12 protein-coding genes and 3 pseudogenes are annotated in these 21,729 nt (G+C 50.4%); 10 read left to right on the top strand and 5 right to left on the bottom strand.

Annotation, left to right across the window (positions count from 1 at the left end; genetic code table 11):
• Positions 1–76: 76 nt before the first annotated feature.
• Positions 77–1,018, bottom strand: a complete 942-nt coding sequence (locus JCM15908_RS04360) for an acyltransferase family protein (RefSeq protein ID WP_025002417.1) — start codon at positions 1,016–1,018, stop codon at positions 77–79.
• A gap of 350 nt (positions 1,019–1,368) precedes the next feature.
• Between JCM15908_RS04360 and ychF the strand changes: the two are divergent.
• The 5 genes and pseudogenes from ychF (at position 1,369) to JCM15908_RS04335 (ending at position 9,506) form a co-directional block, all read left to right on the top strand.
• Positions 1,369–2,471 (top strand): annotated as a pseudogene (gene ychF, locus JCM15908_RS12260) (redox-regulated ATPase YchF).
• 67 nt (positions 2,472–2,538) lie between these two features.
• A complete protein-coding gene (gene lgt / locus JCM15908_RS04350) occupies positions 2,539–3,378 on the top strand; it encodes a prolipoprotein diacylglyceryl transferase (protein WP_025002416.1) in 840 nt (279 codons plus the stop codon).
• A gap of 163 nt (positions 3,379–3,541) precedes the next feature.
• A complete protein-coding gene (locus JCM15908_RS14060; protein WP_084607821.1) occupies positions 3,542–4,804 on the top strand; it encodes an energy transducer TonB in 1,263 nt (420 codons plus the stop codon).
• A 442-nt stretch (positions 4,805–5,246) separates the two neighbouring features.
• Entirely contained in the window at positions 5,247–7,937 is a 2,691-nt protein-coding gene (locus JCM15908_RS04340) for a TonB-dependent receptor (protein ID WP_025002414.1), read from the top strand.
• A 30-nt stretch (positions 7,938–7,967) separates the two neighbouring features.
• On the top strand, positions 7,968–9,506 hold the full coding sequence (locus tag JCM15908_RS04335) for a beta-helix domain-containing protein (RefSeq protein WP_148295512.1): 1,539 nt from the start codon (positions 7,968–7,970) through the stop codon (positions 9,504–9,506).
• A 470-nt stretch (positions 9,507–9,976) separates the two neighbouring features.
• Here JCM15908_RS04335 and thiD read toward each other — a convergent pair whose 3' ends face one another.
• Complete coding sequence (gene thiD / locus JCM15908_RS04330) at positions 9,977–11,149, bottom strand: bifunctional hydroxymethylpyrimidine kinase/phosphomethylpyrimidine kinase (protein ID WP_025002412.1); 1,173 nt, start codon at positions 11,147–11,149, stop codon at positions 9,977–9,979.
• A gap of 173 nt (positions 11,150–11,322) precedes the next feature.
• Here thiD and JCM15908_RS12250 point away from each other — a divergent pair, with 173 nt between their 5' ends.
• Positions 11,323–11,829 carry a methylated-DNA--[protein]-cysteine S-methyltransferase gene (locus tag JCM15908_RS12250; protein ID WP_036892749.1) on the top strand — a complete coding sequence of 169 codons (507 nt, stop codon included), beginning with the start codon at positions 11,323–11,325 and terminating at the stop codon, positions 11,827–11,829.
• A gap of 10 nt (positions 11,830–11,839) precedes the next feature.
• Here the strand turns inward: JCM15908_RS12250 and JCM15908_RS12245 are convergent.
• Both JCM15908_RS12245 and JCM15908_RS04315 read right to left on the bottom strand, forming a co-directional pair.
• A pseudogene (locus tag JCM15908_RS12245) lies at positions 11,840–12,813 on the bottom strand (phosphatase PAP2 family protein).
• Between the two features lie 44 nt (positions 12,814–12,857).
• Positions 12,858–13,877, bottom strand: coding sequence for an NAD-dependent epimerase/dehydratase family protein (locus JCM15908_RS04315; protein ID WP_025002411.1), 1,020 nt, complete (start codon positions 13,875–13,877; stop codon positions 12,858–12,860).
• A 79-nt stretch (positions 13,878–13,956) separates the two neighbouring features.
• On the opposite strand from JCM15908_RS04315, the pseudogene rnr reads away from it, so the two are divergent.
• The 3 genes and pseudogenes from rnr to JCM15908_RS04300 all read left to right on the top strand — a co-directional run bounded on the left by rnr (position 13,957) and on the right by JCM15908_RS04300 (position 17,822).
• A pseudogene (gene rnr / locus JCM15908_RS12240) lies at positions 13,957–16,215 on the top strand (ribonuclease R).
• 135 nt (positions 16,216–16,350) lie between these two features.
• Positions 16,351–17,007, top strand: a complete 657-nt coding sequence (gene trhA, locus JCM15908_RS04305) for a PAQR family membrane homeostasis protein TrhA (RefSeq protein ID WP_025002410.1) — start codon at positions 16,351–16,353, stop codon at positions 17,005–17,007.
• On the top strand, positions 17,004–17,822 hold the full coding sequence (locus JCM15908_RS04300) for a hypothetical protein (protein ID WP_025002409.1): 819 nt from the start codon (positions 17,004–17,006) through the stop codon (positions 17,820–17,822). Before trhA ends, JCM15908_RS04300 begins: the two co-directional genes overlap by 4 nt.
• A gap of 177 nt (positions 17,823–17,999) precedes the next feature.
• Here the strand turns inward: JCM15908_RS04300 and JCM15908_RS04295 are convergent, their stop codons facing one another.
• Positions 18,000–19,589: a tetratricopeptide repeat protein gene (locus JCM15908_RS04295; RefSeq protein WP_036892748.1), complete on the bottom strand. Its 1,590-nt coding sequence runs from the start codon at positions 19,587–19,589 to the stop codon at positions 18,000–18,002.
• A gap of 361 nt (positions 19,590–19,950) precedes the next feature.
• Here JCM15908_RS04295 and JCM15908_RS04290 point away from each other — a divergent pair, with 361 nt between their 5' ends.
• The gene (locus JCM15908_RS04290; RefSeq protein ID WP_025002407.1) at positions 19,951–21,702 is read left to right on the top strand and encodes a leucine-rich repeat domain-containing protein; all 1,752 of its coding nucleotides are present in this window, start codon (positions 19,951–19,953) and stop codon (positions 21,700–21,702) included.
• Positions 21,703–21,729 lie beyond the last annotated feature (27 nt).

Genomic DNA, 21,729 nt, shown 5'->3' with positions numbered 1-21,729 from the left:
TGATTTTCGCGTCCTGCGTCTTCCTGCGATTTCTAAGGTATTGTAGTCGTGGTTGTCCTGCACTGCCGGGCGTTTCCTAAGCCATTTCCCTGATGAAAGCCCTGCGCCCGAAGACAAGCGAGAGACGGGTTTTGTCAAGAATCAGAGCGATACCCAAAGAGCCTGCAACGCTCAACGAGAGGGTGAGGAGGGTGAAAACAAGCCCCGTCGTGTCCCAATCGAAGTATCGGAGATAGAATTTTCCGGCCATCGTAAAGACGGGATGAAAGAGATAGACGGGCAGGGTGTTCATGCCTATCCAGTCCATCCATCGCGCCAGAGGGCCGTTGAGACGGCCGTAGACCCATCCGCAAAAAGAAATGAACGAGCAGACCGCCCCCACGATGGCTATGCTCCCCCAGTCGCGGCTCTGAAGAATGAAGATGAAGCCTACGAAGGGCAACAGGGCGTATGGGGTAGGACGGAAAACAGAATTGTAGTCGCACCGGCACTGGCGGAGCATTGCCCCGATGAAGTAGTAGGCCACATTCTGCACCGACATCAGCGGCAGGACGAGCGAAAGGAGAATGAGCAGGAAGCCGAAGACTGCCAACCGGGCGAAACGGTTCTTGCCTGTCGGAAGGAGACGGAAGCTCAGGTAATAGACCATTCCGCAGCCCATCATCACGTATAGAAACCAATAAGGTCCGATTGCCGACACAAAAACCTTCTCGGCAAGTATCGCTGCCGACAGTTCCGTAATGCCGTCGCGGACGGGCAGGAAGAAGGAGAGTACCGAGAAGCCCACTACCATTATTAAATAAGGCAGGAAAATGCGCCAGAGATAGACTGCGAACTGCCCGACGGTCTTCTCTACGTTCACCAGATAGCCCGTCAGAACGAGGAACGAGGGCATCATAAACGCCAATATCCCTGCCTTCGTTTCGGGATATAGATTGCCGAAGTGTACGATATGGATGAGCACGACCAGCAGGATAAGTACTGCGCGTGTGAAATTGAGTTCGTGATATTGCTTCATTGCGTTTGTGTGAGGCGTTGAATATACGAGGGCAAAATTACAAAAATAAAACAATCCTACGACCCATCTGTTCCCGATAATTTGCGTTTGTGGGAGATAAACGCCTATATTTGCATGCGGAAACGTACCCATAAGGTCGTTGTCTCTTTAATATTCCTCCCGTGGGGCTGCAAGGACCGTCCTGCCCACCATCAGCCATCGTTCCGGAAGCCGTGCGAACCGAAATCTCCGTCCACACCTCCTCTCTCCCAACTGCAACCTTGCTTCACCCTTTTGTGGCTTTCTGTTGCCTATCTCAATTTTATTGTGTACTTTTGCACCCAATAGAAAATAAACGTTTAGATAAAGATATGGCATTAAAATGTGGTATTGTAGGACTGCCGAACGTCGGTAAGTCTACCCTTTTCAACTGTCTGAGCAGTGCCAAGCGCAGGCAGCCAACTTCCCCTTTTGTACGATAGAACCGAACCTCGGCGTGATAACTGTCCCCGACGAGCGTCTGAACAAGCTGGCGGAGATTGTCCATCCGGGACGTATCGTTCCGGCAACCTGCGAGATTGTAGACATTGCCGGACTCGTGAAGGGTGCCAGCAAGGGCGAAGGGTTGGGCAACAAGTTCCTTGGCAATATACGCGAATGTGATGCCATTATCCACGTTATCCGCTGTTTCGACGACGAAAATGTCGTCCGCGAGGGCGGCATGGCGGTCAGTCCGCTCGAGGATAAGGAGATTATCGACACCGAACTCCAGCTGAAAGACTTGGAGACCATCGAGGCACAGCTTGCCAAACAGCAGAAAATAGCAGCGGCAGGCAACAAGGATGCCAAGGTGATGGTAACCGTGCTCGAAGCCTATAAGGAGGTGTTGGAGCAGGGGAAGAACGCCCGCAGCGTCAGCTTCGAGAGCAAGGAAGAGCAGCAGGCGGCTCACGACCTCTTCCTGCTGACCACCAAGCCCGTACTCTATGTGTGCAATGTAGACGAAGAAAGTGCCAAGACGGGCAACCAGTACAGCCAGACCATCGAGAAGATTGCCGCTGAGGAAGGTGCCGAGGCAATGATTATTGCTGCCAAGACCGAGGAGGACATAGCCTCGCTTGAAAGCTACGAGGACAAGAAGATGTTCCTTGACGAACTCGGACTGGAGGAAAGCGGTGTCAACCGACTCATCAACAAGGCCTACCACCTGCTCAATCTGCAAACCTTCATCACTGCCGGAGAAATGGAGGTAAAGGCGTGGACGTTCCACAAGGGCTGGAAGGCTCCGCAGTGTGCCGGCGTTATACACACCGACTTCGAGAAAGGATTTATCCGTGCAGAGGTCATCAAGTACGAGGACTACCTCAAATACGGTTCCGAAGCCGCCATCCGCGAAGCCGGAAAGCTCGGCATCGAAGGCAAAGAGTACGTCGTTCAGGATGGCGACATCATGCATTTCCGCTTCAATGTATAGTCTTCACCATGTCCTTTGTGTTGCGGCATTGTCGCAACACAAAGGACTTTAGAAATAAAATATAGTCATGAGCAGTCTCCTATATATTCCTTGGCAGCCCGACGAGACCATTTTCAATCTCGGGCCACTGCCCATCCGCTGGTACGGCATGTGCTGGATGGTAGGCCTTGTCATCGGTTACTTCCTGATGCAATGGCTCTACAAGCGGCACAAGTATCCGTCCGAAAAGTTTGAGCCGCTTTTCCTGTACGTCTTCTTCGGCGTTCTTGCAGGCGCGCGCCTCGGGCACTGCCTCTTCTACGAGCCGCAGGATTTCCTCACCTCGTGGGACGGGATAGTCTCCATCTTCATTCCCTTCCGTCATCTTGCCGACGGCACGTGGCGGTATATCGGCTATCAGGGACTGGCGTCGCATGGCGGAGTGGTCGGGCTGCTCATCTCGCTCTTCCTGTATATCCGAAAATCGAGGATGAACACGTGGGTTGTGCTCGACTTCTTCGGTATCTGCTCTGGCATCGCCGCTGCCTTCATACGTCTGGGCAACCTGATGAACTCCGAGATTATAGGCAAGGTAACCGATGTGCCATGGGCTTTCATCTTCTATAAGGTAGATACCCATCCGCGCCATCCGGGACAATTGTACGAGGCCATTGCCTATCTCGTCATCTTCGTTCTCATCCTCGCCCTTTACAGGCGTCGTCCGCAGAAGGTAGGAACGGGCCTTTACTTCGGCCTTTGCCTCACGCTCATCTTCACCTTCCGCTTTTTCATTGAGTTTACGAAGATAGTTCAGGTAGACTTCGAGTCGGGACTGCCGCTCGACATGGGACAAATTCTCAGTATTCCGCTCGTTGCCCTTGGCGCGTGGGCGATACTTCGGTCGAAGGGAAAGACGGGTAAGAAATAGGCAGTCTGCACTATTTATAAAGTGCCTTTTCATTTGTCTGAAGCTATTTTAGGCTATAAACCTTGCTGCATACCCTATTTGAAGATAGGATTGTTGCAAGTTGAAGAATGGGAATGAGCATATTTGTATCTGTGAAAATTATAGTGAAAAATCCAAGTCAGCCATGACACCAACCCAAAAACTGATATTGTCGTGTTCATTGACCGTCCTTATTGGTGGTGGCATAATGATTTGGCTGCTTTCGCGTAGCAGCACAGCACCGTCCACAACGCAGAAAGATACCGATACTACAACGGCTTTCGTACAGCAGCCTGCCACTGCGATTGATACAGCAAAAGACATCGAAATCATCAGGGCTTATTATACCTTTCTGCTTAAAGATACTTCTGAATGGAAAGAATACCAACGGAGGCAACGCAAATATGTTACCCAGACATTCATAGACAACTTGTCGCTGTACGACGAGCAGTGTTTCGATCCTGTTACGCGAACAGAAAATTATACAGGAGTATCGTTGCGGACATTTCGAGTGAAGCCGTTAAAGGGCGGATGGTATCGGGTTAGCTTCTTCGATTCATTCACAAAGGAATGGATAAGTATTCCTATTAGGATGGTAACAGACAAAGAAGGCAAGCGGAAAGTAGGATATATTACTCCTCCCGATTTGAAACTTGCCGCATCAGACTCCATCTTCTACTCGTGTATCCAAAAGATACAGGAATTTCAACCCAATGCCGCAAGTTTTCTCTCTGCTTTCTTCCGCTCCTATATATCTACTTATCTGACCATTGACCTCGATGCCTCTGCCTACAGAAAATATCTGTTTCAGAAATTTATAGGAAAGAAATTGAAACATAATCTAAGGGAAATAAATGGAGACGGGGAGCATATCTATTTCTTTACAGCCCTGATAGGAAGTACGCCTGACAATTCACAATGTACCATACTTGCAGACAGACGGAAAGGCTGGTACAAGGTAGTTGATAAAATAGCAAACAATTATACTTTTTCACTGAAAGTAGAGAAGCACAACGGACATTTCTTCATCATGGATATAGACGAAGAAGAGGAGGCAGACTCAAAAGGCCCTGCTAATTGCGATATAGAAGGCGCATGCTTTACCATTGTAGAAGAGATGCCGCAATTTCCGGGAGGATACCATGCATTATTGGAATACCTCTCTTCGCACACCGTTTATCCCAAAGCTGAGTTAAAAGCCGGCAACAGCGGCCGCGTCATCCTATCGTTCGTGGTCAACAAAGACGGCTCCATAACGGATATAGAGGTCGTAAGGTCTGCTTCAAAGGGACTGGACGAAGAGGCTGTTCGCGTTGTCCGCTCCATGCCGCTTTGGGAGCCGGGCAGAAACGAGGGACAGCCTGTGCGTGTTAGATTCATGCTGCCTGTAACCTTTAAGTTGGAGTAATCCCATTCCTTATAAAAACATAAGGATGTCTTTGCCTTTCCATGCAGACTTTGTTTTTCGTAAAAACAAAGTCTGTTGCGTGATAACTGAAGAGAAATGATGTTATAATTTCTTCAGTTATCAAATATTATCAAAGTGTAAGGATGATTATTGTTGTTAAAGTATAATGGCAGGTGTCTGTCCCTACAGGAATAACGAATCATCGAAGTATAAGGAAACAAATGCCACTTAAAAGGAACTTATTATAAAGGCGTCCTATCACCTATTATTATATACGCTTATACAATCGGCTACGTACGCTTGGAACAACAACTAAATTAACATACGCCTGTAACCATTTTGCGATATGTTTTTAATGTATTCATCATTTAATAGTAATCGCTTTGTAAAATCGCTGCTATAATTTTGCAGTCGAAAGATATAATATTAATGTATTGAATAGATGAAGACAAGCAAAAGGAGAATAGCGGTCGTGCTGTTGCTTTTTTTATCCATCCTCAATGCCTCGGCACAGAAAATAGCCGGGCGAGTGATTGACAAAACGACACAGGAACCAATTATCGGTGCCATCGTAGAGGTTACGGGGACAAGCCAAAAGGCTGTAACGGACATTGACGGAAACTTTACGGTCGGCGGACTGCAGGCACAACGCTATAGTCTGGTCGTCAACTTCATTGGTTACAGGACACGGAAGATTGACGGCGTTCAGGCTGATGAGGCATCCGAAGGCAATCTGCTCGTGGATATGGCAGTAGACGAAAGACAACTGGAGGGAGTAACGGTTACGGCCGTAAAAAGAACCAATACCGAATCGGCAGCCATACAGAGCGTGAAGAGCAGCCCGGTCATCATAAGCAATGTATCGGCGCAGGAAATACAGAAGACACAGGACAGCGATGCCGGGGAAGTGATACGGCGAGTGCCGGGAGTAAGCGTCATAGAAGACAAGTTCGTCATGGTCAGGGGACTTTCGCAGCGTTACAACAACGTTTGGATAAACGGGGGAGCCGTTCCGAGCAGCGAGGCCGACAGCAGAGCTTTCTCGTTCGACATCATTCCCAGTTCGCAGATAGACAACCTTACCATCGTGAAGACTCCCACTGCTCCGTATCCTGCCGATTACACCGGCGGATTCATCATGATTGACACCAAGGAGATTCCGTTGCAGGGATATGTCTCCGTGTCGGCAGGCGGCAACTGGAACGATATGTCGCATTTCAGAAGTTTTCTGCAAAATCAGCGCAACGACAGCTGGATGACGCCCAAGACAACTCCCGTGGGCGACCTGAAGCTGTCTGCATCTACCGGGCAACAATATATGGTTGGCGAAGAAAAACTGGGTCTGGTGGCATCTGTGAACTACACCCGCGAATATCGCAGGCTTGCCGATATGCAGAACAATCTATATGGTATATACGATACTGCCAACGACCGCAAGAACTATCTGCGTCATTCGGTAGACGACCAGTATAATGATAACAGCAGGCTGGGGGCGATGCTCAACCTTACGCTGCTGAGCAAGAGCGGCAGCAACAAATATCAGCTCAAGAATATTTTCAACCGGCTGGGCACTACCCGGTACACATGGCGCGAGGGAGTAACGGCACAGGCCAATATGGAACATTCGGCAGAGTATTATTACCGCAGCCGGACTACCTACAACGGTCAGATTACAGGCAAGCATACATTGACGGAGGGGAATGTGCTCGACTGGAGCATCGGATACGCCTATGCCAACCGGCGGCTGCCCGACCGTCGCAGGTATCTTGTAGACGACGCCCTCGAAGCAGGCGTCTATGCCCTGAGTACGGGTAACGACATCTCCCGCGAGTGGACAAAGCTCGACGAGCACATATTCTCTGCCAATGCCAACTATTCCCGAGACTTCAGCTTCTCCTCATGGCAGCCTTCGCTCAAGGTGGGTGTCTACGGAGAATACCGTACCCGGGAGTATGCCACAGAGGAAAAGGTGTACAACTGGAATACGGACAACAACAACATGCCGGACGGATTCCGCTATATAGACATACCGACCCTGCTCAGCGATGGGAACAACTATGGCCCGGACAAACTCCACCTGCTGGAGCTGTCGCAGTGGCGCAACAACTATCGCGGACACAACACCCTCGGTGCGGGGTATCTCTCCGTCTCCCTCCCCTTCGGGAAGCTCGGCATACTGGCAGGCATCCGCTTCGAGCACAACGACATGGAGCTTATCTCCAATACCCGGGACACCGAAAGGAGCGAATCGTCGCGCCACTATGCCACTGACGATTTCTTCCCCTCGCTCAGCGGTACCTTCAAGTTCAACGACAGGCATCAGCTTCGGGCGGGCTATGGCCGCAGCATCAACCGACCCGAGTTCAGGGAGGTTTCGCCGGCGGTCTACTATGATTTCGACCTTGCCTCCGATGTGCAGGGAAATACCGAACTCAGCAACTGCTACATAGACAATCTCGACCTCCGCTGGGAGTATTACCCAAGTAAGGGAGAGTATATCTCGCTGGCAGCTTTCTATAAGCATTTCGCCAATCCGATAGAATGGACCTATACGGTTGCAGGAGGTACCGACCTTATCTACTCCTACAAAAATGCAGACAATGCCGACAACTACGGTCTGGAACTTGATATCCGGAAGAGTCTTGACATCATCGGATTGCCGGATTTCAGCTGGTCGTTCAACGGTGCGCTGATTAGGAGCCGGGTAGAGTTTGCGGCAGGCAGCAAGGAGGAAAACCGCCCGATGCAGGGGCAGTCTCCCTATCTCGCCAATACGGGTTTTTTCTATCATAATGAGAAGGAACAGCTGCAAGTGGGTTTGCTATACAACCGCATTGGCAAGAGAATCATAGGCGTAGGGCGCAGCGAAGGTTCTGTATCCGACAACGAGACGGCACGCATCCCGGACAGCTACGAGATGCCCCGCAACACGATAGACCTGTCTGTCTCCAAAAGATTCGGCAAGCACTGGGAGGCACGGCTGAACGTGCGCGACCTGCTGGCAGAAACGGTATATTACAAGCAGTTTGCCGACGTCTCCTATTCTAATGGCACTCACAAGGAGGTAGAGGAGATTACGCGCAGCTTCAAGCCGGGAAGGAATATTGGTTTCTCTATAGAATATAAATTTTAGTAACTCAAAACTATGAGATGTATGAAAACTATGAATGGTAGAAGAGTGATTGGCCGTATGGGCATCATGATGGCACTGGCCTCGCTCACGGCATGTAGTAACGGCGATGACCCTGTTGACGACAGCGGAAAGGTGGCCGGCAGCACTGCCTACGTATGGTCGACCGACAACGGGCTGAAGGCCTGCGACCATATTCTCTTTGACGGCGAGGGGCGCGAGGATGCCAAGGGCAGCGTCATAGGCAACGGAGATCAGGAATTCGTATTCAGGGGGAAGCAGACCCTGAAGAAGGGCACCTATCTGCTCAAGGGATGGGTGTACATTGCAGACGGGGCACAACTCACGATAGAGCCGGGAACGGTCATCAAGGGAGACAAGGAGACAAAGGCGAGCCTCATTGCCGAGCGTGGCGGACAGCTCATAGCCCGGGGAACGGCTGCCGAGCCTATTGTCTTTACGTCAGAGAAGGCTGCCGGAAGCCGGAAGCCCGGCGACTGGGGAGGCATCGTACTCTGCGGCAAGGCAAGGAACAATCATACAGAGATGCAGATAGAGGGCGGCCCGCGCACCAAGCATGGCGGCAATGACGATGCGGACAACTCGGGCATACTGGACTATGTGCGCATAGAGTTCGCAGGGTATCCGTTCCAGAAGGACAAGGAAATCAATGCCCTCACTTTCGGCTCGGTAGGTTCGGGCACTACCGTGGACCATGTTCAGGTTTCCTATTCCAACGACGACTCATACGAATGGTTTGGAGGGACGGTCAGCTGCAGGCACCTCATTTCCTACCGTGGATGGGATGACGATTTCGACACGGACAACGGTTTCTCCGGCAACGTGCAGTTCGGCCTTTCCATCAGGGACGGAAAGATTGCAGATACCTCGCAGAGCAATGGCTTCGAAAGCGACAACAGTGCCGACGGCTCGGCAGTAAGCCCGTACACTTCGGCTACATTCTCGAATATTACCTTCGTAGGCCCCAAGACTGAGTCGGGGTTCAGCAATTCGGTAGATTATATCACGGGCGGTTCGATGAATCCCAACAACGGGGCTGCTTTGGGCAAGTTTCAGGCGGCCATGCAGATTCGCCGGAATTCCCGTCTGAACTGCGTCAACTCGGTTGCTCTCGGATGGCCTATAGGAATCATCCTCGACAATCAGAAGGGGGATACGCAGAACGCCGCCAAGGCCGGAAGCCTGAAAATCAGCAATGTCTACTTTGCAGGCATGGACGCCGTGGGAACGGATGCCAACAAGCTGTACGACGACATTCTGGTTACCGGCTACGACAGCAACAGCAAGCCGGTTACCGATGCGTCGCAGAGGAGCTTCTCGTCGGCATGGTTCCTCGGACAGAACGGGAACAAGGCTTTCGGGAATATTTCCGAATTGGCCTTTGCCGCCAATGGATACATGCCGACTGCCCTTAGCCCGGTGCTCAACGCAGCCGACTTCTCCGGTCTCGCTTCATGGTTCAGCCGGGTAAGCTATATAGGTGGCTTTGCAGCAGGCGACGGATGGCTGGATGGTTGGACCAACTTCAATCCTCAGAATACGGAATATTAGAGAGTAGGCAGATTCTTAGATGACGGGAGCCGTGTGCCTGATGTACTTTTGTACATTGGCGCACGGCTTTCTTTCTTTTTCAGTTGATGTATTGTCCTTGCTTCTTCCGCTATAACAGCCCTGCCCGTGGGTGTCGTTATACCCCACGGACGGGTGCGGAAATACCCCACGGACGGGTGCGGAAATACCCCACGGACGGGTGCGGAAATACCCCACGAGTGGTATGCAAACGTACCCCACGAGTGGTATGCAAATGTACCCCACGAGTGGTATGCAAATGTACCCCACGAGTGGTATGCAAACGTACCCCACGAGTGGTATGCAAACGTACCCCACGAGTGGTATGTAAATGTACCCATCCGTGGGGTACGTTTACCTCTGTATTTTGCTGTAAAAATAAGGTAATAAGTAAGTTTTTTCCGACAAGTCTGGCTATGGCAACATAGCATCGGGCGGGGTAGATTCAGGGGCTACAGATGCTGTCTGCGGAAGGCCGTGGGGGTGCATCCGCGCATTTTCCGGAAGAACTTATTGAACTGCGCCTGCGACGAAAAGCCGAAGTGGAAGGCTATTTCCTGTATGTTCCTTGACGTGCCGCAGAGCTGCACCTCCACTTCCTTGATGATATATCCGTCTATGAGCTGTTTGGGTGTCCGTCCGGCAATGCGCCTTGTTATCTGTGCAAGGTAGCGCGGAGTGATGTTGAGCAGGTCGGCATAGAACCCTACGTCCGAAGTTTGTCGGTGATGGCAGGCAATGGCGTTCATCAGGTGGTTGTAAAGCTCCAGCACGTGCGTGGAGACTGCCGGCTGGGAGAGGCTGCCGCCATGGTCGAGCAGGCGTTGCTGTCCGCCGAGGCCGGAGTCGACGGAGCGCAGGATGAGCTGGCTCAGATAGTCGAGTGCTCCTCCTACGGCTTCTTCCATGTCCTTTCCCCGTGCGAGGAATACGGCCGTAGCTGCCGAGAACGCACCTCCGGCACCATGGGTGTTTCGGTCTATGAATCCCGGACGGATGAAAAAGCGCGTACGGCAAGGCTCTGCCGCTACGAGGACGTCGGTCAGCGCGTCCTTGACAATGTTGCCGCCCTGTACCACTACGGCTTGTCCGCCCTTATCCAGCAGGCGTCGTGCCACGCGCTCCAGTCCCTCGTTGCTCCGCACGTCGGTCGATTTTCCCAACAGGTGGAGCGCGCTTCGGAGCTTAAGCGTGATGAGCGAGCTCAGCGGGAAAAGCCTGTCCGTTACCGCGCGTATCACCTCGGGCGGCATCAGAACGTTGCCATGGCTGCTGACGGGGACTACGTCGAGTACGACATGCCGTGGCTCGTACTGCCGCAACAGCCGTTCTACCGCCTCCACCTGCCCGACGGAGCGCAGCAGGCCCACCTTTACTGCATCGGGGGGGAGGTCGTCCATCACCGGTTGCACCTGCTGCTCGATTACTGTCGCCGGAAGGTCGTGGAAGTCGCGTATGTCGCCCGTGTCCTGTGCCGTTACGGAGGTGATGGCCGAAGCTGCATACGCCCCCAGTGCGGTTATCGTCTTGATGTCTGCCTGTATTCCCGAACCGCCGGTACTGTCCGAGCCTGTTATCGTCAGTATCGTGGCCCGTCGGTCGGCCTTAGCCTTATTGGATGCCATCGTATTGTATTGGGTTATGATTAATCTCTATGATTATTCTGTTAAAAAAAGCACCGTGTCTGTGCCATCTCCGTCAAAAGGTGTATATTTGCAGACGGCGGAACGGACAACGGCCGAAAACTCTCTGCCCCATTCTGCTGTCCTGTTCTCCGCAATCGTAAAAGACTTCAAGCATGCAGCATATCCACCACTACGCATCGCCCCTTGGGCCTATGACGATGGCCAGCGACGGGACGGCTCTTTCCGGCCTGTGGTTCGATGGACAGAAATACTTCGGTGCAGGTCTCGCTCCCAGCCCGTCGGTTGCCCCCCTGCCGGTCTTCGATGCCGCTGTCGGGTGGCTCGACCTCTATTTCTCGGGGCAGCGTCCCGGTTTCCTTCCCCCTCTCCGTCTTGTCGGTACCGGCTTTCAGCGCATGGTATGGAATCTTCTGCTCTCCATTCCCTACGGCACTACCGTCAGCTATAAGGACATTGCCCGTCGGGTGGCAGCTCTGCGCGGTACTTCAGGCATGGCTGCTCAGGCCGTAGGAAGCGCGGTGGGGCACAATCCGATCAGCCTTATTGTTCCCTGCCACCGCGTTGTAGGCAGTAATGGCAGTCTGACGGGATATGCCGGCGGTATCGGCAGGAAGGCATGGCTGTTGGAGCATGAGGGTTGCGGCCGTCTTCTGCCGTAGCACGGTCCGGCTATCTTTCCTTGCGCACCATGCCGCGCGAGGCATATAGAAGAGCGAAATAGAAAGCCGTAGCGGTAACGAGCCCTGCCAAGGCGTCAACGAGATAGTGTGCCTGAATATAGACCGTCGCACAGCAGAGCAGCAGGTAGAAAGGTGTCATCACTGAGAGCAGCTTGTAGTTGCGGGCGTGCCGGACGAGCAGCATGCACACGGTAGATATGCCGACGTGCGAACTCGGGAAAGCAGCTGTTGGACGCTCTCCGGCAGCTTGGCATCCTCCACAAGATGGTAGAACAGCCCGTCGCTATATCCGGGACTGGGCAGGCACGCCTGATGGCTGTTGAAATAGTCGTGCAGGTTGGGGAATACTCCTGCGGCAATCTGTTTCAGTCCCACGGCATGGTAGTAGAACGTCGGGCCTACGACAGGTACGAAGATGAAGATGACGTAATAGATGAAAAACGATGCCATGACAATGAAGGAGGCACGCTCGAACTCGCGGTAATGCCATCCGAAATAATAAAGCACCGTGAGGGCTATCATCGGATAGTAGGCTGCATAGCCCATGTCGAACAGCTCGCTGAACAATGCATCGGGCAACTCCTGATGGAAGAGAAGGGCAGGCTGGCAGCCGAAAAGGCTTTGTTCCCACTCGGCAAAGAGATGGTCGAGATTCGGCAGCACCCGGTTGATTTCGTAGGTATCGGGATACCACCATGCCAGAAGCCCCATCTGTGCAGCGATACGCACGAGTCTCGTTAGCCGGCACGGTACAATGCGGTAGACTATCCACAAGGCTGCCGTCATGGCTATAATCCGCAGTCGTCCGAAAATCATTGCCTGTGGATTGTCCATCTTCGTATAGAGGAAGAGAATGAGCAGCAATGTCAGGAGCATATAGCCCAGCATTATCCACTCTACGGACATCAGCCCTTTAAGGGGTTTCTTTTCGAGTTGGAAAAGATTCCTTATAAATTTTTGCATATTGTCGTTGTTGTTGCTTTTCTAACTCCTTTAATTTCTTAGGCTCACAGCCATCCCTCATCCCGATACCACTTTATCGTTTCCTTCACGCCTCTCCGCAGGTCGTACCGGGGTTTGTAGCCGAGTTCGTCGCGTGCGGGCTGGATGTTGCACCGCCAGTTCCGCTGTTTGAGTATCTGATATTTGTCGTTGTTCAGAGCCGAGATGCGTCCGGTGAGATGCCCGATTATGTCCCCGAAAGCAGTAACGATACGCAGTAGCCATATTGGGGCAGTAATGCGAATCCACCACGGCTTGCCTAGTTCCTCGTGTATCAGGTCGCTGAAAGTGCTGCTTTGGTAGACCTGTCCGTCCGAGAGAAAGTAGGCACTGCCGTCCTTTCCATGGTCAAGGGCGAGGAAAACTGCCTGTACGACGTCCTTTACGTAGACGAAGGTAATATCCTGACGCTTGAACCCTACCGCAAAGTCGGAATGTCCCTTAATCGATTTTGCCATCAGGAAGTAGTCTTTCTCCCTCGGGCCATATACGCCTGTGGGGCGGAGGATGACGTAGGGAAATCCTTTTCCCAATCCCTCACGGGCGGAGAGTAACTGGGAGAGGTATTCTTCCGCCTTTAGCTTGCTCTTTCCGTATGCGGTGTTCGGGCGTGGCGTATCGGTCGGTTCTATTTCTCTGTAGGGCTTACTTTCGCGGATGGCTCCGAAGATGCTGAGGCTCGAAAGGTAGACAAAACGTTGTAAGGGCTGCCCTGTAGCCGTTAGAGCATCAGCGAGATGTCGTGTGCTGTCAGTGTTGACACGGAAGAAGTCTTCCCTGTTCAGGCACTTCGTAACTCCGGCTGCATGGACAACGTAGTCGAAGTGGTGCTCAGCAAGGGCTTCGCAGAGTTGATGTTCCGACGAGAAGTCCAGTTCTATGAAGTGTATGCGTGGGTCTTGCAGGTACTTTCGGGACGAAGTGGAGCGTATGGCGGCCCATGTCTCCATCCCTTGTCGGAGAGCTTCCTCAACGATAAATGAGCCGATGAAGCCAGTAGCACCTGTTATTAATATCTTCTTCATTAGAAAATTTAGCATGAAACGTTTGCAAAGATACAAACTTTTTCGTTACTTTGTCAAAAATATCAAAAGACAATATTATATGGGAAAAGAAAAGAGAGGCGGCAAACGACTTAATAAAAAACAGCTCGCCGAGAAATTGACCGGCTTTTTCCAGTCGCAGCCAGACGCGACTTTCAGTTTCAAACAGATATTCCACTCCCTCAAGCTGACCACTCATCCACTGAAGATGCTTGCCATTGATATAATGGAAGAGATGGCATGGGACGACTTCCTGTCAAAGGTGGGTGAGAACGCTTATACTTTGAATACCAAGGGACAGGTTCAGGAAGGTACGTTCATGCGCAAGTCAAATGGCAAGAATACTTTCCTGCCCGAAGATGGCGGTACCCCCGTCTTTGTATCGGAGCGCAATTCAATGTCAGCCCTTAACGGCGACCGCGTCAGGGTACAGTTCATGGCCCGTCGCGAAAAGCATATCAAGGAGGCGATGGTCATAGAAATCCTGCAAAGAAAGAAGGATACGTTCGTCGGACGCCTGAAGGTTGAGAAAGATATTGCTTTCCTTATTACGCAGGAAAACCTTTTTGTGCACGACATTCTCATCCCCAAGAAGAAGCTGAAGGGCGGACATACCGACGACCGTGCCTTGGTGAAGATAACGAAGTGGCCCGATGCCGACCACAAGAATCTTGTAGGAGAAGTCGTTGACGTACTCGGGCAGGCAGGAGATAACGATGTAGAGATGAATACCATTCTTGCCCAGTACGGACTGCCCTACAGGTATCCGAAGAAAGTGGAGGAGGCTGCCAACAAAATCAGCGGAGAGATTACAGCGAAAGACCTTGCCGAGCGTGAGGACTTCCGCGACGTATGGACCTGTACCATTGACCCGAAGGATGCAAAGGACTTCGACGATGCACTTTCCATCCGACGATTGGATAATAAACTATGGCAGGTGGGCGTGCATATTGCCGATGTATCGCATTATGTGAAGGAGGGCGACGTCATCGACAAAGAGGCACAGCAGCGTGCCACGTCTATCTATTTGGTTGACCGTACCATCCCGATGCTGCCTGAGCGGCTCTGCAACTTCGTGTGCTCGCTTCGTCCGAATGAGGAGAAACTTGCCTTCAGCGTTATCTTCGACCTTGACGACAATGCTGAAATCAAGTCTTACCGTATTGTTCATACTGTCATCAAGAGTAACCGGCGTTATGCTACGAGGAGGCGCAGCAGATTTTGGAAGACAATGGTGTAGTGGATGGAACGGAAGAGCCTGCACCGCTGCCCGGCAAGGAGGGATATAAGGGTGAGTTTGCCGAGGAAATCATCACCCTCGACCGTCTCGCCAAATTGCTCCGCAAGAAGCGTTTCAAGAATGGAAGCGTAAAATTCGACTCCGAAGAATTGCATTTTGACGTCGATGACAAGGGTAAGCCGACACGCTGCTACTTCAAACGGTCGAAAGATGCCAACAAGCTGATAGAGGAGTTCATGCTTCTTGCCAATCGCCATGTGGCAGAGAGCATTGGAAAAGTTGCCAAGGGCAAGAACCCCAAGACCCTTCCCTATCGTGTACACGACAACCCCGACCCACAGAAATTCGAGAACCTGAGGCAGTTCTCTGCCAAGTTCGGCTACAAGCTGAAATCGTCCAGTACGAAGGGAGCGGCTGCCCGGGCCATTAACGCCTCATGGACGAGGTACAGGGAAAGCGCGAGGAGAAAGTCATCCAGACGATAGCCCTCCGCTCAATGATGAAGGCGAAATATACGATACACAACATCGGACACTTCGGACTGGCTTTCGACTACTATACGCACTTCACTTCTCCTATCCGGCGTTACCCCGACACAATGGTTCACCGGCTTATCACGCGCTATCAGGGAGCGGACGCTCTGCCAACAAAGACCATTACGAGGAACTTTGCGAGCATTGCTCGGATATGGAGCAGGTGGCTCAGAATGCAGAACGCGACTCTATCAAATACAAGATGGTCGAGTTCATGGGCGAACACATCGGGGAAAGCTATGACGCACATATCTCTGGGATTCAGAGCTACGGTATCTATGCTGAGATTGACGAGAACCACTGCGAAGGAATGATACCGATGCGCGACCTTGACGACGACTATTACGATTTCGATGAGAAGAACTACTGTCTCATAGGACGCCGGCATCACTATAAGTACCAGCTGGGAGACCCTATAAGAATAAAGGTGGCACGGGCCAATCTTGAAAGGAAGCAGCTTGACTTTACCCTTGACGACAACAAGGAGCGCGCCTACCGCCCTGCCCCTGAAACTGACAAGAAGAGCAAACGACGCAGGAGGAAGTAATAGTTTCTCCCCAATGGAGGCTCGGAATACTCCGTTTGCAGGGGTAAAAACGCCCCGTTTGTCCGTTATAAAACACAGGTTGTCACAGATATGGGGACGAGGCAAGCCGCTCCAAGAAAGACGAATAACAGGACGATGAAGCGAAAGATATTTTTTTCACACAAGGAAGAGCTTTGGAACTCGTGGAGCCACAGCGGAGGCATTGCCTTGGGTGTGGTTTTCGGGACGGTCTTCCTCGTGTGGTGCTTCAAAGTCCGCAACGGATGGGCGACGGCAGGTGTGATACTCTATCTCGTTGGTATGTTGTTCAGTTACATTACTTCCACCGTCTATCATGCACTCTCGGCACGGTCGGTATGGAAGGAGCGGCTGCGGAAGTGGGATCATGCTGCGATTTACTGGCACATTGCAGGTTCCTATTCCCCCATTACGCTCATTGCTCTCCGAAATGAAGGATTATGGGGATGGGGACTTTTCGCCTTCGTATGGCTCTGCACGGTAGCCGGAACGGTATCATCCTTCCATAGGCTCAAAGACCACAGCAATCTGGAAACCCTCGCCTTTATCGGGATGGGCTTGTCTGTACTGGTTGCCTTTAAGCCTTTGCTTGACGTTCTCAATACTTCCGCCATCCTATGGATTATCGCTGAAGGTATCATGTATATTACGGGTGCACTGTTCTATTCGCTCAACAAGCGGAAATACATGCACACCGTCTTCCATTTCTTTGTCCTTGCCGGCAGTGTCTGCCATATTGTTGCCGTGTGGGGGATATTAATGCAGTATCTATGAGTCGCACCCTCTCTTTTCTCCTTTTGTTCTTCCTCGCGCTATCTTTGCAGTCTCGGGAAAAGGAATACATACGCCTGAAAGGCTACTACCGTGTCTATCAGTCTACCAACTCCATGCTCGCCTATTTCGTAGACGGAATGATGGAAGTATATATCCCCGTTCCCGATTCATCCTCCACTACTGATAAAGGAGATATTTTCGTAGAAAGGAAATTCCTTGGAGAACGTCGCAGGAAAGCCCCACAGGCCAATGGAGACGACACTTTCGTGAGAATGAATCTTCCGAATCTGGAACAGGTAACGCTTATTGAAAGTATCAGAAGCGAGGTGTATTCGGTCAGAAATAACGGAGATGTCTACCGATGGGCAGACAGATGCGGCAAAATAACACACGGAACGCGCCGGCAAGGAGGTATTCTCTTTCCGACAACGACCATTGAGATAGACAACCTCGTGGGACAGCCGAATCACGAAATAGACATGAGCCAACTGAAAATCTACGGCATCGTAGCACGGATGACCCTGTACGACGAGACAGAAACTTACAACGGAGAGAAAGAGTCCTATACACTTGCCGACCTGTTGGCCACGCGCAAGCAGCAAACGTTCTTCGCCCATTACAAGGGGGATGACGATGACAACCGTATTGACGTGTGGTCGGAATTTTTCATAACCGACCAAATGACCATTACCGAATCGGAACTCAAGGATATCAGGAAAGAGAAGAACCACGTATGGACGTTCACCATTCCGCGAACCATACCGAGGCTTGATAAGGAGATAGAAGAAGCGTGGGGCAATATGGTGGAATACTGAATAGTCTACAGGAATGTGTTGAACAAATATGAACAGCCAACTCTGCCTGTTCCCTCGTCTGCTTTCTCATTGTTTGCTTATCCCGGACTCGTGTATTCGCCTGATATTATATCTTCGGTATAAGACAATAATTCTTTGAAAAGAAATTGATACGGCGGCGGATTCAGAGGTCGGTTGTCATGACATTTCGCTTTCAATGCTGTGTTTGTTGATTCGGCTTTTGGCAGACCTGAGAGAGCCTTCCGCAAAAGCCATGATTCGCATGATTTCCTTTCTGTCTTTGTCTAAGTGTTCCAATATGAGCAGGAATTTATATTTGGGTGAAAGTCCTTTGTAGGCTTGTTCCAAATGGTCAACAAATTCCGCATTGACCAACCGATAGTATTCTATGAAACATTCAAAGTCCTTTCTCTTCCACATGATGGTGGTCTCGTTCGATTCCAAGATGTCAGTGTAGAGCTTGTGCCCTTCACTGAGAATGTCTCTGTGCTTGTCTATCAGCTGCTCTCGTTTCCTTGTCAGAGTCTCTATTTCTTTTTCCTTTCCCTGTTTCTGCTGTTTCAGCTCTGAGATTTGGCTCTCATAGCCTCGGATGAGCATTTGGTCTTTGGCAAGAACCCCCTGTGCCTTGGATGTCTTATAGCGCGAATACAAGAGGACGATGATAAAAAGTAGAGACAGAAGGACGATGACGAAAAGACTGATTCCGATTCTCTGCTCGTAGTCTTGCGTGGCTTTCATCTTGTCAAACTCCTGCTGGATATCAATAATGTTGTTCTCATCGTGCGCTTTCGACAGGCTGTCGGTCAATTCTACGAGTTCTTTTGCCGTTTGGGTGGCTTCTTGATATTTCCTGTTGGTTAGTTGGCTGTGGAACAGCGAGTGGAGAACCTCGTTTCTGACGTGAAAGTCATTGGTATTGAGTGCTTTCTTCCAAATGTCTTCTGCCTGTTCGACGTTGCCTTTGAGTGCATAGAGATACGCCAAGTTGATTTTCGCTGCTTCGAGGGGTTCAATCTCAAGCACTTGTAGGAAATATTCTTCGGCTTTCTTGGGGTTGGTAGGAATCAGGTGTGCCCCGATATTGTTTAGTATATATATCCGTTCTTTTCTTGGAATATGGGGAAGAAGGTCTATGCTCTTTTGCAGATATAGTCTGGCACTGTCCGGTTGCCCCAGTTCGTTGTAGGACACTATCAAGTCGTTATAGGCATGTGCTATCCAAAACGGTTTTTGCACTGAAAGCGATATCCGCAGGTTTTTCTTCGCATATTCAAGTGCGATTTTGTGCTCATCGGCTTCTTCGTTCAGGATGACGAAGTTCTTGTAAATCTTATGTTTCAGGTTTATGTTGTCTGTTTTCTCTACGAGATATTCCGCACTCTTCAGGCAGACAACGGCTTCCTTGACATTTCCGAGTTCGTGCAGGATAGAGGCCTTGTGATAGAGTGCTTCCGCCAGCTTTTCCTCGCTGTCATGGTGATGGTTGTAAAATTCAATGCTGTAATCAATTATTTTGGTTGAGCCAATCGGCATGTAAAGCTCATACATCACTTTTGTCTTCAACAGGAAGTAGTAGGCCGAATCCCGGGTGTCCCGTAAGTTTTTCGCTTGGACTTTCTCTATTTCCCTATATGCAAAAGTCAGGGAATCCCGATTGATGAGCGAGTCGATTCTCTTCAGTTCACCATTGGAGTTTGCCCCGGAACTGCAGGCTCCCGTCATAATGATAATAATCAGCAATAATAGTAAATATAACTTTTTCACGATAGTGTGTGCTTATTTTTGTTACAAAAATACGACTTTTTCAAGAGAAAAGAAAGAAAAAAGAGCAATTTGATTTGTAATTAAGAGCTTTTCTTTGTTGCATTTCTGGTATGGCAAGCATCAAGGAATAATGTAAAAATACCTGTAATACGTTGAATTAAAAAGGTTTATGAAATTTCCTCAATGCAACGCATACGAAAATTAAAGTTGGAACAAATTATGTTTTATTCCGAAAATATATTAAATTTGCATTGAAAGAATCTCATACTAAAAATAAAAGACAAACATCATTATGAACAGAACTTTAAGTATTTTATGGGCATTTCTTACGGTTTTAATCGCAGGTGTTCCATGTCAAGTCATGGCAGGGACAGAAGAGAATAGCCCGTGTGTCAAGATGCACTTCGCCGGTGGTGTGGGAACAGATTATGAACTCCTGATTATGGGAACGGAAGAAGGCGAGTATTCGCTGGATTGGGGAGAAGGTACCGTAACTTCCGGACAACTCCATGTTTCAGCCACACGCGTCAGTGGGAAACTCGTAAGCCAAGACCTTACCATTTATGGAAATCTTACTGTGCTGGAGTGTTCCGGCAATCAGCTTACAGCCTTGGACGTTACACAGATGCCTTCGTTGGTCTACCTGATTTCACGCAAGAATTATGTTACCCAGATAGATCTCTCCCATAATCCCAAATTGCAGATGGTCTACATTCAGGATACTCCTTTGGAAGCCTTGGATTTATCTGCCAACCATCAGATTAATACGGTTATAGCAACAAACAACCATTTGTCTTCCTTAAAGCTGACACAGCACCCCGAACTGGAGACACTGGTCTGCAATTCCAACTTTGCTCTGAAAGAGCTGAACCTTGCAGAATGTCCAAAGCTTAAGCGTCTGGATGCTGTTCAGACTTTGGTAGAGAAGTTCAATCTGTCTAACTGTAGGGAGCTGACCTATGTCAGTGCAGGATTGGGAAAGCCCTTGAAGGAGTTTGTGTTGCCGGAGAACAACAAGATTGACACCCTGATGGTGCCGATGGCCGGATTGAACACCCTTGACCTCTCTCAGACCAAGCGTTTGAAAGTGCTTGTTACGGACAATAATTTTGGTCTTTCCTCACTCGACCTTTCTGGAATGACACAGCTGAGAGACCTGTCATGCGGAGGCAACAGCCTCTCCGAACTGAATGTGAAGGACGCTCCCGAACTTGTATCGCTGACTTGTAACAACAATCAGCTCACGAAACTTGACGTGAGTGGTATGAAGAAGCTGGAAACACTGGTCTGTTATTCCAATTTGCTGGGAGAGCTGAAGTTGGAGGGATGTACTGCCATGAGCTATCTGGACTGTTCGGACAATGCAAGTCTTCGTGATGTCGGCTTCCCCTTGTCCTTGAGAACCCTGAACTGCAGCGCATGCGACTTTTCTGCGACGAACATTTCAGAGTTGACCAAGCTGACAGACCTCAATTGCAATGATAACAAGATAAGTACGCTTGATGTCTCTAAGCTGACAGGACTTTTCTCTATCAATTGCAGCAACAACGAGATAGAAACCATCGATTTGGAAAACCATCCGGCCCTCTTGGACGTAGTAGTGAGCGGCAATCCCATCACGTCGGGTCTGACACTGAAGGCAGCAGACAATCTGCGCTACGTATCGGTAGACAGAACCCAACTTGAGGTCTGTGCCTTGGACGAACTATACCGCTCTTTGAGGAAGAAACGTGCAGAAGACGACTACAATGACCTTGGCGGACTGCTTTTGTTCAATGACGTGGCGTCGTCAGCAGAAGTGAGCAAAACAGACATAGCCACAGACAAGGGGTGGATGGTGTCTGTCCTTGGCGACGGAACCGGCTGCGTGCAGGACGGTATCGGAACACCTGACGGAGCATCCCACAGGCTGTCAGTCCACGAAAATGCCGATGGCTGGGAGATTAACAATATTCCCCAGTCGGCCAAGACGCTCTACCTGACGACCACACACGGACAGCTGATTGCAGCATATCCGGTCGCAGCGGCTTCTGCCTCTGTCAAGGCACCTCACCCGGGACTCTTTATCATCTCGGTCGACGGAGGTAAGGGCGTTGTGTGTATCAAGCACTAATCCCAGTCGAATCAAGAGAACCATTCT

Origin of the sequence: Prevotella dentasini JCM 15908, from assembly GCF_000614065.1 — a bacterium.
Classification (GTDB): domain Bacteria; phylum Bacteroidota; class Bacteroidia; order Bacteroidales; family Bacteroidaceae; genus Prevotella; species Prevotella dentasini.
The sequence above is the reverse complement of the archived record's forward strand: the minus strand, read 5'-3'. Positions and strand labels throughout refer to the sequence as shown.

Excerpts from the sequence above, each read along its gene's own strand:
- lgt (WP_025002416.1), top strand. The coding sequence starts at position 2,539 with ATGAGCAGTCTCCTATATATTCCTTGGCAGCCCGACGAGACCATTTTC.
- JCM15908_RS04335 (WP_148295512.1), top strand. The coding sequence starts at position 7,968 with ATGAATGGTAGAAGAGTGATTGGCCGTATGGGCATCATGATGGCACTG.
- JCM15908_RS04300 (WP_025002409.1), top strand. The coding sequence starts at position 17,004 with ATGAGTCGCACCCTCTCTTTTCTCCTTTTGTTCTTCCTCGCGCTATCT.
- JCM15908_RS04360 (WP_025002417.1), bottom strand. The coding sequence starts at position 1,018 with ATGAAGCAATATCACGAACTCAATTTCACACGCGCAGTACTTATCCTG.
- JCM15908_RS04315 (WP_025002411.1), bottom strand. The coding sequence starts at position 13,877 with ATGAAGAAGATATTAATAACAGGTGCTACTGGCTTCATCGGCTCATTT.
- thiD (WP_025002412.1), bottom strand. The coding sequence starts at position 11,149 with ATGGCATCCAATAAGGCTAAGGCCGACCGACGGGCCACGATACTGACG.
- JCM15908_RS14060 (WP_084607821.1), top strand. The coding sequence starts at position 3,542 with ATGACACCAACCCAAAAACTGATATTGTCGTGTTCATTGACCGTCCTT.
- JCM15908_RS12250 (WP_036892749.1), top strand. The coding sequence starts at position 11,323 with ATGCAGCATATCCACCACTACGCATCGCCCCTTGGGCCTATGACGATG.
- trhA (WP_025002410.1), top strand. The coding sequence starts at position 16,351 with ATGAAGCGAAAGATATTTTTTTCACACAAGGAAGAGCTTTGGAACTCG.
- JCM15908_RS04290 (WP_025002407.1), top strand. The coding sequence starts at position 19,951 with ATGGCAGGGACAGAAGAGAATAGCCCGTGTGTCAAGATGCACTTCGCC.
- JCM15908_RS04340 (WP_025002414.1), top strand. The coding sequence starts at position 5,247 with ATGAAGACAAGCAAAAGGAGAATAGCGGTCGTGCTGTTGCTTTTTTTA.